This window comes from Nostoc sp. DedQUE08 (assembly GCF_034530895.1).
Lineage (GTDB): Bacteria > Cyanobacteriota > Cyanobacteriia > Cyanobacteriales > Nostocaceae > Nostoc.
The window spans coordinates 1-12,255 of sequence record NZ_JAVRCD010000116.1 but is presented as its reverse complement, the minus strand read 5'-3'; the positions used below and the strand labels follow the sequence as shown (position 1 = coordinate 12,255).

8 protein-coding genes are annotated in these 12,255 nt (G+C 41.8%); 1 reads left to right on the top strand and 7 read right to left on the bottom strand.

All coding sequences use genetic code 11. The features are described from left to right. Nucleotides 1–62 precede the first annotated feature (62 nt). Nucleotides 63–3,797, bottom strand: coding sequence for a HEAT repeat domain-containing protein (locus tag RMY64_RS36195; RefSeq protein ID WP_322702628.1), 3,735 nt, complete (start codon nt 3,795–3,797; stop codon nt 63–65). Between the two features lie 84 nt (nt 3,798–3,881). Between RMY64_RS36195 and RMY64_RS36190 the strand changes: the two genes are divergently transcribed. Beyond that, nucleotides 3,882–4,106 (top strand): hypothetical protein, encoded by a 225-nt coding sequence (locus RMY64_RS36190; RefSeq protein WP_322702627.1) that lies wholly within the window; start codon nt 3,882–3,884, stop codon nt 4,104–4,106. A 482-nt stretch (nt 4,107–4,588) separates the two neighbouring features. On the opposite strand, the gene RMY64_RS36185 is transcribed toward RMY64_RS36190, so the two are convergent. The 6 genes from RMY64_RS36185 to RMY64_RS36160 all read right to left on the bottom strand — a co-directional run. Beyond that, a complete protein-coding gene (locus RMY64_RS36185) occupies nt 4,589–7,471 on the bottom strand; it encodes a type I restriction endonuclease subunit R (RefSeq protein ID WP_322702626.1) in 2,883 nt (960 codons plus the stop codon). A 38-nt stretch (nt 7,472–7,509) separates the two neighbouring features. Then, nucleotides 7,510–8,109 carry a Uma2 family endonuclease gene (locus RMY64_RS36180; RefSeq protein ID WP_322702625.1) on the bottom strand — a complete coding sequence of 200 codons (600 nt, stop codon included), beginning with the start codon at nt 8,107–8,109 and terminating at the stop codon, nt 7,510–7,512. Nucleotides 8,110–8,205: 96 nt separating this feature from the next. Beyond that, nucleotides 8,206–8,898, bottom strand: coding sequence for an abortive infection family protein (locus RMY64_RS36175; protein WP_322702624.1), 693 nt, complete (start codon nt 8,896–8,898; stop codon nt 8,206–8,208). Nucleotides 8,899–8,907: 9 nt separating this feature from the next. Further along, nucleotides 8,908–10,149, bottom strand: a complete 1,242-nt coding sequence (locus RMY64_RS36170; RefSeq protein WP_322702623.1) for a restriction endonuclease subunit S — start codon at nt 10,147–10,149, stop codon at nt 8,908–8,910. Further along, a complete protein-coding gene (locus tag RMY64_RS36165) occupies nt 10,146–11,768 on the bottom strand; it encodes a type I restriction-modification system subunit M (protein WP_322702622.1) in 1,623 nt (540 codons plus the stop codon). The genes RMY64_RS36170 and RMY64_RS36165 overlap by 4 nt, the downstream gene beginning before the upstream one ends. 215 nt (nt 11,769–11,983) lie before the next feature. Further along, on the bottom strand, nt 11,984–12,255 hold a 272-nt coding region (locus tag RMY64_RS36160; protein ID WP_322702621.1), incomplete at its 5' end, for a hypothetical protein.

Genomic DNA, 12,255 nt, shown 5'->3' with positions numbered 1-12,255 from the left:
GTATGGACATTGCACAGTAGATGACCTCAATTCATCCCTCTATTATGCAACGCCACTTTCTCTTATTGATGCCAAGCTTGATAAAAAGCGGGGTAGGGCATACTTTGGGCGCACTTCCAGATAACTTTGTAGCAATCATCAAATCGCTTAAAGTTATTTTTGTAAGTTTCAGGTGATAAGTAATCCTTCAACACGTTGACAACACTCGGCATCTGTTCCTCTGACAGAATTTTTTCTAAGCTTGATGCCGCTTGCATTCGGATAAAATCATTCAATTGTGGTTTGCCGATTAACTTTACCAAAGCAGCGATCGCTTTTTGGTTGCCAGAGCCAATTTTTCCTAAGCTTTCTGACGCTTGCCTTCGGGTATCATCATCTAGTTGTGGTTTGCCGATTAACTCCACCAAAGCATCAATCGCCTTTTGGTCGCCAGAGCCAATTTCCTTTAAGCTTGATGCTGCTTGCCTTCGGGTATAATCATCCAGTTGTGGTTTGCCGATTAACTCCACCAAAGCATCAATGGCTTTTTGGTTGCCAGAGTCAATTTTCCCTAAGCTTTCTGCTGCTTGCATTCGGATAAAATAATTCAGTTGTGGTTTGTCGATTAACTCCACCAAAGCATCAATGGTTTTTTGGTTGACAGAGCCAATTTTCCCTAAGCTTTGTGCTGCTTGCCATCGAGTAGAATGATTCAGTTGTGATTTGTTGATTAACTCCACCAAAGCATCAATCGCTTTTTGGTTGCTAGAGTCAATTTCCCCTAAACTAGATGCCACTCGCCATCGAATAAAATCATCCAGTTGTGGATTGCCAATTAACTCTACCAAAGCATCAATCGCTTTTTGGTTGCCAGAGCCAATTTCCCCTAAACTATATGCCGCTAGCGTTTGGGTATCATCATCCGGTTGTGGTTTGCCAATTAACTCTACCAAAGCATCAATGGCTTTTTGGTTGCCAGAGTCAATTTTCTCTAAACTATATGCCGCTAGTGTTCGGGTATCATCATCCAGTTGTGGTTTGTCGATTAATTCCACCAAAGCATCAATCGCTTTTTGGTTGCCAGAGCCAATTTTCTCTAAACTATATGCCGCTTCCCATTGGATAAAATCTTCCAATTGTGGTTTACCGATTAACTTCACCAAAGCAGCGATCGCTTTTTGGTTGCCAGAGCCAATTTCCCCTAAGCTATAGATTGCCCGCCATCCAATAAAATCATCCAGTTGTGGTTTGCCAATTAACTCCACCAAAGCATCAATCGCTTTTTGGTTGCCTGGGTCAATTTTCCCTAAACTATATGCCGCTTGCCATCGTGTAAAATTATCCAGTTTTGGTTTGTTGATTAACTTCACCAAAGCAGCGATCGCTTTTTGGTTGCCAGAGCCAATTTCCCCTAAGCTAGATGTCGTTTCCCATCGGGTATCATAATTCAGTTGTGGATTACCGATTAACTCTACCAAAGCATCAATCGCTTTTTGGTTTCCAAAACCAATTTGTCCTAAGCTAGATGCCGCTAGCCTTCGGGTAGAATCATCCAGTTGTGGATTGCCGATTAATTCCACCAAAGCAGCGATCGCTTTTATGCGATTTCTCTGAGGTAGTGCTGTCCTTGCTCCCTCTGAGATTGTTGTGAAAAATCCCACCCACTTGTTTTGTTCAACCTTAAATTCGCCAAAGCCCCATTTAACGATTTCCGCCACAATAGCATCTGCGTTAACAGAATTTTTCCACTCATCAACCCCCGCAGCAGCAAGAAAATAAGCGCGAAACTCGTAAAATCCCCTTGTGACATCAATATCTCTCCATTCTCCGCACCCATCATCAAATTTCATCAACACCTGAATAAAATCTTCTTTCTCCTTCCTTCCTACATCTTCACGTCCTAACCACAGCAAAATCACCTCTTTCCACTGCGGTACAAAAATGCGATAAACGCCTAGCGCGGGGTTGTCGGGAACATGATTCAGAAACTCGTGCCAATCATTGATCGCTAACGCTGCAAAATATTCCTCAAATGTGGGATGGTAGAAAGCGTAAACTTTCTCTTTCGTTGCTGATTCCGCAGCCAGTCCAACTTCATTTAGCCATCCCAACTTTAACGCTAACCAAAATAAAGAATTTTGCTGTTTTGCATCACCTAATTGCTCACGCACAAACTTATGTCGTAGCCGAAACCATGACGTTTCTTGATCGATTGCCCGTTTTGCCAAACGTCCCAACGCTGCGTTTAATTCTTCTTGCTGCTCTTCGGTGGTAGGGAAGCGGTTTTCTTTCCACTTGTAAACCTCTTCTACAAACTGCTGATAAAGTCCGGCTTTAGTTTCTGGTAAACCTTTATCTGAACCTTGCCAAGTGCTACACAACAGCGCTAACCGCAAAGGATTTTTAACTAAATCTTGGATGCGCTGACGTTCAGGTTTATCTAATTCCTGCCATAATCTTTCCCCTTTGTTTGCATCCCTGTTGTGAAACCAACGCCCAATAAACTCTTGCACTTGTTGCGGATATTCAAAGTTGAGTAACCGATACGTCTCAAAATTTTCTAAAGCACCCGCGTTTGCTTCCCAAACATTGACCCGACAAGTCAGCACAACCCGCGCATTTTTCACCCATCCCGTCAACTGCTGCGAAATCTCTGTTAATGCTTGGGGTGAAGACATTTCATCTGCTGCATCCAACAACAACCACACACGATTATTCTTGAATAAATCTGCAAAAGCATTTTCCTGTTCTTCTTTTAAACGCACCACTTCTAAAGCATTCTTCAGCCAATCTTGCAGCAGATAATTTTCTACACTCTTTCTTTGCAAGTCTGCCAAAGAAATCCAAATTGGTAAACCGAGATTGTTGTTTAATATCCAAAAAGCTATAGTTTGCAACTGAGTAGTTTTTCCCGCACCCGGTTCCCCAATTAAAGCGATGCGGTGTCTTTGAGTTTTACAAACACCATCACGGATAATTTTCTCTAAAAAAGCCTGATGTTCAAACCGTTGCTTCTCTTCATAACTCGGTTCGTAAAGCCGCGAACCTTGTTCTGGAGAAATATCCTCGCCGTACTTGTTCGGTTTTTTACGTTCCACCAATGCTAAAGGGACATGAATTTCCTCTAGCTCAAATTTCATGTCTTCATCAGCAAACAGCAACTCATTTGTGGTGAGACGCTTGTGCTTTTGGAGCATAGCGCGGCAGATTTCTTGCCAATCCAAGCTATTATCTGTTTTTTGTTCCTGGAATGTTTCTTTTAAATTCGCCTTTTGGTATTCCTTCCACTTCTGCTTAACCACCTCCAGATTCTCTTTTATCGTCGCTGTCTGATGTTTTAGAGTCAGGGTAAATTTCCAATAACCTTGATTTTTTGCAGTTTTTTGGTCTTCTCGCACTCCCAATTCTTTGAACAAGTCAAGTGCATTTTGAAGCTCTTGTAATTCTCTTTCTTTCTGAGAAAGGTTAGATTCTGCTTTTTTTCGGGGAAGCTTTAAACTTTTCCCAGCATTTTTAATCTGATTGAGTAAATATTCTTTCTTTGTACCAACTTCAGTTGTTTTGCTTCTGTTTCCTGTTGTCTGTTCGCTTTTATATCCGGTAATTCGCAGCTTATCAGCATTCCAGACAACGCAAAGTGGAAGTTTTGATTCACAGTCTTGCTCTTCTGAAAGTTGCAGCAATGCTTCTAGCAGACTGAGTACATTCTCTAAGGCTGATTCATTTTCACGAATATTTCTTGACATCAGTCTGAAATAATTTTTAATTACCCAAACAAACAAGCTTCCCCAAGCTGCAAAAGCTGACGATACAAGCATTATAGACGTTGCGTGGGGGATATGTCTGGGAAAATACCCAAAAAAATAATTGACCTTGTAAACCCAAAAACAAGGTGAATTTAGATGTCAGCTAAAAAACCCGGTACAAGTGTAAGTCAAAAAGCGATGTCTACGACGGGCTACGCCTACGCTTTCTTGCTAATTGTGCAAATAGTGCTAATTGGCATAAATGCCGAAAATCGCTTTCAGCAAGGAGACTCACCAATTGAGGTTTTGATGTGGATGATTAACCAGTGTATCCCAGTCCTGAAACAAGGGGACAGTCTTCGAGAAAAACAGAAAAAGTGAGAATACTGGTAGGGGTGGGTTCATACCAATTCGCAATGAAGCAATCGCCAAACCTTTGCGATTGCTTCGGAAGCTTCTCAATAACCTTATGGTATGTAATTAATTCTGCACAGGTACTTATTATCCAGGTTTGTAGATTTGGATCTATTTCATTATTTTAGTGCAATGGTATCACTCAGATGCTCGTGAAGAATGGAAAATACTTTTTAACCCGCCTCTACTGAATTTTTTCAAAAATCAAATACGAGTCCTATAATCCTGTTATTTCTGCGAGCGCAATTACTATATTGGGTTGGCAGTTACTGTATTGGCGATCACTGTTGAGCAACGCCTAACAATATCAAGCCAGGAATCACTTCCTATTTCAATCGACTTAACCCGAAAATTACAAGAATCTTTGCTCCTTCTGCTCTCTGTCTCCTGCCTTCTGCCTTATTTTCAGAGTAGTATAAATAGTGCGATCGCCTGCTTTGAGAACTGTTTTATTCTTCCTCCCCAAGCTCACCAAGAGCGTCATCAAATTTGCTGATAATGTCGAGTAATTTTGATACGACTCGCGCAAAGATTTTTTTACGATCTAATAACTTGGGTTTTTCATTACAAGCACTCAGCACAGTTTCCCTTAATGGTTCTTTCCCAGAAAATTTATAGTCAGCAATCATTTGATTAACGGCTTCGATCTTGAGGTTCTCCTCTAGGCAGAGTTGCTGAATTGCTTCAATACGTTCTTGAGTCCAGAAGTCTTGAAAAACGGTTTCGACTTTTTCTTCGGGTTCGAGGGTGGGTAGCCGCTCTTCGATAAATTTCTCAAGCAGATCCCGCTTGCTGCGTAGTTGGACTTCTTTCCCGATTAGCTCAAGGATAGACGCTTTCTGATTTTGGTAATCTTCCTGGGTAGCATCATCCTTGATGTCTCGCTGGAGGTTAGCCAGCAGCTTGAGAATATAGGCGACATTGATTTCGTCTCGCTGGATCAGTTCCAGTTCAAAATCGACTTCCTCAACCAAAGATTCTTTCTCGTCATCGGGTTTGGATCGCGTTCTATCATAGATGTCCAGATATTTGCTTTTATAATCTTCAAAGGTTTGTTCATCCAGATTTAAGTCGGAAAAACTAAATTCAGTGAATGATTTACTTACATTCTGTAAACGGATAAGATTACGAAAGGCTTTAACAAACTTAACTTGGTCGTCTTCACTAATAAGCTTATTGACATCGTTAGGGATAGTGGCGATCGCTCTCAGTTCTTGCACCCCGTCATTAAATTTTTCAATGTAGTATTCGTAGGGTTCAATGAAAATTTCTTCACTTGCGTTGGTGTCGGAGAAGAGGGCAACGGCTTGATCGGTATTCTCTTTGAGGTTACGGAAAGAGACGATATTCCCTTGGGATTTAAGTTCGCCCAAAATGCGATTAGTGCGGGAGTATGCTTGAATTAATCCGTGATACTTCAGATTTTTGTCAACGTAAAGCGTATTGAGCTTTTTGACATCAAAACCCGTGAGAAACATATTGACGACTAACAGAATATCGGCACGTTCCTGATCCTGAAAGTTTTCTCGATCGCGGTCTTTCATCCGCTTGGCGATGTCTTTATAGTAGGCATAGAAAGCCTGACTATCTTTGGCGGAATGTTGGGTTTTGTACATCTGGTTATAGTCCGCGATAAATTGATTCAGTTTGTCGCGGCTATGGCTACGGTTGCTTGTATCTGCGCTGATATTAAAATCAGGTTCTCCAATTAAGCCGTTTGCGTCTTGGTCTTCTTCGTTATAGCCAGGGGTAAAAATCGTGATCGCTCGTAGGTCATGTAATCCCTGTTTTTGTTTGTTTTTGAACGTGTCGTAATAGGTAATTAGGGTGTCTACGCTGCTAGCGCAGAGCATCGCCGAGAATTTTCTACCGTGGGTTTTACGGTTATGGTTGGCAATAATCCAATCGACAATTAGAGAAATTCGGTCGGGATTTTCAAAGAATTCTCGGTCTAATTTTGGCTCTGTGATCAGCGTGCCGTCTTTGCGTTTGATTTTGCCCCAATACTCGACGGAAAATTTAAGAACGTTTTCATCGGCGATCGCATTGGTGATCACATATTTATGCAGACATTCCTGGAATAGGTCTTTGGTAGTGCGTTTACCGTGTTCGTTGCTAGCAGCGTTATCGGCAAAGATGGGAGTCCCGGTAAAGCCGAACATTTGGGCTTGGGTAAAGAATTTGACGATATTTTTATGGGTTTCGCCAAATTGGGAGCGGTGGCATTCATCAAAGATAAACACAATGCGCTTATCTTTCAAATGCTCCATTGCCGCTTCATGCTTTTGAGATTTGATCGCTCGGTTGAGTTTCTGGATAGTGGTGACAATGAGGGGGTTATCCCCAGCCATTTGTTCTACCAGTTGTCGAGTGTTGTCGGTGGTGTCTACGCAATTAGGACTGAAATAATTAAATTCTTTACTGGTTTGGTAGTCAAGGTCAGCGCGATCGACGACAAACAGCACTTTATGCACTTTGGGTATTTGGGTGAGAATTTGGGCAGCTTTGAAGCTGGTGAGGGTTTTGCCTGATCCGGTGGTGTGCCAGATATAGCCGTTTTTATCGGTATCCTTGACTCGCTTAATGATGGCTTCTACTGCGTAATATTGATAGGGGCGCAGCACCATCAGCACTTTGTCGGATTCGTGCAGGACAATGTACTTACAAATCATTTTGGAGACGTGGCATTTCTCCAGAAAGCTATCCGCGAAGTCTTCCAGTTGGGTTATGAGGTTGTTTTCTTGGTCTGCCCAGTAGAACGTTTGTTTAAATTCTTGTTTGCGGTTGTTGGCGTAGTAGCGGGTATTGACACCGTTGGAGATGACGAAAATTTGGACGTATTGAAACAGTCCATTGTCTGCGCCGTAGGAATGGCGTTGGTAGCGGTTGATTTGGTTGAAAGCTTCTTTAAGTTCCAGTCCTCGGCGTTTCAGTTCAATTTGCACGAGGGGTAAGCCGTTAATCAGCAAGGTTACGTCGTAGCGGTTTTTGTAATTGCCTTGCTGGGTAATCTGGTTGGTGACTTGATATTGATTTTGACACCAGTGTTCGGTGTTGAGGAATTCTAGGTAAAAGGTAGTGCCATCGTCGCGGCTGAGTTCCATTTTGTCGCGGAGGCGTTTGGCGCGGTCAAAGACGTTACCTTTGTCGAGGTGGTTGAGGATGCTTTTAAACTCTGTGTCGCAGAGTTTGATGTGGTTATGTTTTTCCAGTTGGGTTTTAAGGTTGGCTTTGAGGTCTTCGGCATTGCGAAGGGTGACAGGTTCGTAGCCCAATCCTGTTGTTAGACGTTCAATCAGTTTTTGTTCAAGTTCGGCTTCGGTTTGGGGCATAGGGGAGTGTGGAATGGGATAAAAGTATTACCTACTAACTATTCCCTAATGATGTCTGTTGGGGTTTCTGGGGTGAGGGTTAAACCGCGATAGACTTGTTCAATAGGGAAATTGAGGTTAATGCTTTTGAGTTCGATTGTATCGCCTGCTTTGTAGTTAATAATCAACCAGTCGCCTGCCTCGTTTTTGTGATACAGGTCGATTTCGATGCTGGTGGAACTGACTAGTAAGTAATCGATTAAAGCTGGGTTTTGGCGGTACATTCGGAATTTGCCGCCTCTGTCGTAGGCTTCGGTGCTGGTGGAGAGGACTTCGACAATGAGGCAGGGGTAAGTAACATATTGGGTTGTGGTTTTATCGCGATCGTCGCAGGTAACGCTGGCATCTGGGTAGGTATAGTTATCACTGCCAAAGATATTGACTTTGACATCAGAATTTCCAGTGATGCAACTTGTATTTTCTAAGTGGCTGTCGAACATGGCGGTGAAGCGGATGGCGATACGACCGTGATTGACACTACCGCCGCTCATAGCGTAAACTTCGCCGTTGATGTATTCGTGTTTTTCCAGTTGGGTTGCTTCCCAGGCAAAGTATTCTTCTGGGGTTAAGTTTGTGGGTTTGTCTTTGGCTGCGATCATGTTGGGGAAACTCCTGGATTGGATGACTCGCACACTTTCATATAGAAAAATCTCTGTTGCACTTTATTTTAAACAAATAGATTTATCCGTAATCCCCTACTCTTCGTCTAACAATGCTTGTTCATCAAGGAAGGTTTGTAGCCGGATCTCATAATCTTCATAGTACAGTTTATATAATGCTTGGCTGTAAAGTAGTTTGCCGTCCAAGGGATACTTTTCGTCTAGCAAATCATTGAATTCTGGATTATCTTCATATCTAATTCTGTTTTCTTCTATTTCAAAATCTTCTTTTGACTGCTTTTCTAAGGCAAAACTGAAAAACGAAGATATGAGATAACGGGATAGGCTTTCTGTTATTTCTCTCAGTAGTCGCGATAAATCTTGATCGTTAAGCAGTTCTTTAGGTATATGTTTTCCGTGAGATAAATCACCTCTCGCATTTCTTAATTCATTAATATGTTTTCCTATCTGTGAGAGTTTACTAATAAAATCCCTCTCGTATACATCATCATTTTTTTGAAGTAACTTGGCTGCCTCACAGATAAGATTATTAGTTTCACTTTTCGCACCTTTATTTAAACTTTTTCCTTCTATACTTGGATCAATTTGCGTAATGATAGTTTTACAAATGCTCTGTAGAAGTGAATTACAGCAATCTAAGCTCACACCTGTATGTAAATCTTGGTGATAGTTTTCAATTGCGCTAATAAATTCGGCAAATGCACCATAGTATTGAAAGTCGGGGAATTCTTTGAGATGTCTTTTCACTAACGTTTCTAAACTCTCCATAAAACCTCATTACACAAACATTTTTTGTAGTAAGCCTTTCTTGAATTGTTCGGTTTGGTCAATTTGGCAGGAGAGGATTTCGATTTTGCGATCGATTGCTGTTAAAAAACCAGTAATTTTTTCTTGTTCTTTTTTGCAAGGGTAAAATAGTATGATTGCTGACAATGATTCTTGGTTGATATTTGTATTTGCGCTAGAGGTAGCCAAAGAAAGCAATTCTTTTCTAAATTCTAATGATGAAAAACAATATTTTTTATATAAATGACATAACTCGGAGGATTTCTCTCTAAATCTAATAATAAAACCGCTATAAACAGTATCCTCAAAATCGTCATTTACAAGACACGCCTGACCGACTCCCTCTCTTTTTACTGATGAACGAACAAATAAAACATCTCCTTTTTTGATTTTGTATTGTTCTACTTGGTTTGAGCTGATCTGCACTCGTTCAAGAGGTATTTTTTTGATTTCGCTTTTCCCAAATATATCCATTAAGTTTACAAATTCTACTCCATCTCCAAATGATGATTTATCTGCGTTAAAACCATTTTTGAATTCGCCCAGTTCATCAAGTCTTTTTTCTTCCCAATCAGGAAACTCAGATCCGATCGCCCCCTTAAACCGAATCTTTTGAGAAAAGATTTTCTGCATTACGCCGCGTTTGTAGGTCTGCAATAGTTCCTGCTTGCGGCGGAGTTGGGTTAGACGGCGATCGACAGCCCCCAAAAAACTAGCAATCTTTTCTTGTTCGGCGATCTTTGGAAGAGTAATTTCTAACTCAGCAAAATTCTGCTGTCCTAGTGTCTTATTTCTCCCTGCTCCTCCTGGAGATGCTAATTCAAGTAAGTATTTTCCACGTTCCCTTAAAAAGAAAAGTATTACAAATTCAAGACTAGCCCTATTTTGTTTAGGTAAAAACATCAAAAAACGATGAGAAGCAATAAACCCATCTTCATCACTACTTGTCAGAGCGACAGCTTGCTCCCAAGCAAAAACAATATTGACAACAAATGCGTTTGGATGAACCCAATAAACTCTTTTATTTCCTAATTCTCTGCCAGTTACAGCTTCTTTATGAAAGATCCCTTTTCCATGTGATCGTATTCCAATCTGTTTATAGTTTGTTTCAAGGTCTACATCAACAGGATCTACATGGTGAACTAAAAAATTATCAATTCTATCTGTGTCCCAATTGCCGTCAAACACAGGGAATCTTAGCTCAGGGACTTTTTTCTTTAACTTCTTACTCATAGCGGCGCATCAATCCCCAACTCATCACAAAAAGCCTTAATCGTCTGATCAATCCCCGCCATATCTTGATCGCACTGCCTCAACTTTGCTGCTACAGCCGCCAGATCAATCTCCTCCTCCTCCTCAAACGTATCCACATAACGAGGAATATTTAAATTAAAATTATTCTCGGCAATCTCCGCTAATGGGGCGCGATAGCTATACTTCTCCTCCTCTATCCTTTGGCGATAAGTGGAAATAATTTTTTCAACATCCTCATCTCGCAAATAGTTCTGATTCTTCGCCTTCTCAAAATAGGCACTGGCATCAATAAACAAAACATCTTCAGGAGATTCCCGGCACTTTTTCAACACCAGAATGCAAGTTGGGATACTCGTTCCATAAAAAATATTCGCAGGCAACCCAATCACCGCATCCAACCAATTTCGCTCCTTGATTAGATACTGGCGAATATGCCCCTCCGCACCTCCTCGAAACAAAACCCCGTGGGGCAACACCACCGCCATAATGCCATTCTCATCTAGGTGATGCAGCATGTGCTGCACAAATGCAAAATCAGCCTTAGAAGCCGGGGCTAACTTCCCATACTGACTAAAGCGATCGTCCGACTCAAACAGCTTATTGGCACTCCACTGTGCCGAAAACGGCGGATTCGCCACCACCGCCTCAAACCGCATACCCTCATGCTGGGGGTTCTCTAACGTATCCTCTTGGCGCAGATCAAAATTGCGATAATGCACCCCATGCAAAATCATGTTCATCCGCGCCAAGTTGTAAGTCGTGCGGTTCATCTCTTGCCCATAGAAATCCCCGACTGACTCCACCTCTCGCGCCACCCGCAGCAACAACGAACCCGAACCACAAGTTGGGTCATAAACCGACTTCAGCCGCTCCTTTCCCGTCGTCACAATCTTCGCCAATACCTTAGAAACCTGCTGCGGCGTGTAAAACTCCCCTGCCTTTTTCCCCGCACCACTGGCAAACTGCCCAATCAAATACTCATAGGCATCCCCCAGAACATCGCTCTCGGTGTCTCCCAACCGAAAATCAATCTTATCCAGATGCACTAAAATCTTGGCAATTAAAGCATTTTTCGCTTTCGGAGTCCGCCCCAACTTCGTCGAATTCAGATCCAGATCCTCAAACAAATGATCAAAATCTTCCTCACTTTCCTTGCCCATTGTGGAGCGTTCAATGTTGTTTAAAACATCCGTCAAATCCCCCAAAATAAAAATTGAACTCTTTTCTAACTCCTCATCACTAATCTCATCCTTATCCGCCTGATTGCCTAATGCCCGTTTAGCTAGAGAACTAAATAACTCCGATGGCTTCAAAAAATAACCCAACTCGGCGATAGATTCCTCTTTAATTGCCTCTAAATATTCCTGCCCCTCATCCGAGGACTCATCAAGCTCTAGAAAATCAATCTTATCCTCAGCCAAAATATCATTAGCGTAAAGATGCTGACGCTCGGATAGGTACTTATAGAAAATAAACCCTAAGCAATAATCCCGAAACTCATCGGCGTTCATCTTGCCCCGTAGCGAATCGGCAATATTCCAAAGCTGAGTTTCTAATTTTTTCTTTTGTCCGTTTTGTCCGTTTTGTCCGTTCGTCATTTATCTCTGGTACTGGGCGATCGCTAGCACCGCCAAGAAGTGGTGTCTAAGCAACGTAAGATTAACACACAAGATGATTCGTTTGTACAGTGCGTAAGTCCTATTCACTTAAACTACCTGTGTTAATACCCTATAACTTAAATCATTTGCTGAATTAAAAAATCCTGGGTGCGTTATTGGGTGAGAAATATTGCAGGAGTATGCTAGCTAAACTGTTAGCCAGTACTTTCAGTTGGAACGAAACTCAGGATTTGCTCAATTGATTTCAACGCTGATTGAATATCTCCACTCAGCGCATCTGCTTCAACTTTAATTACAGACACACCCTTCCCAATTTCTGTCAGGGATTTTTTTATAGTCCTGATTCGTCCCAAAGCTGTGCGGATTTGCTGAATTTGTTGTTCAACAGCAGTCACATCCAGTTCTGATTCCAAGGTACGCAATTTATTTAACCTTTGCTGGATCACTAAAAAGCGGATAGCAATGA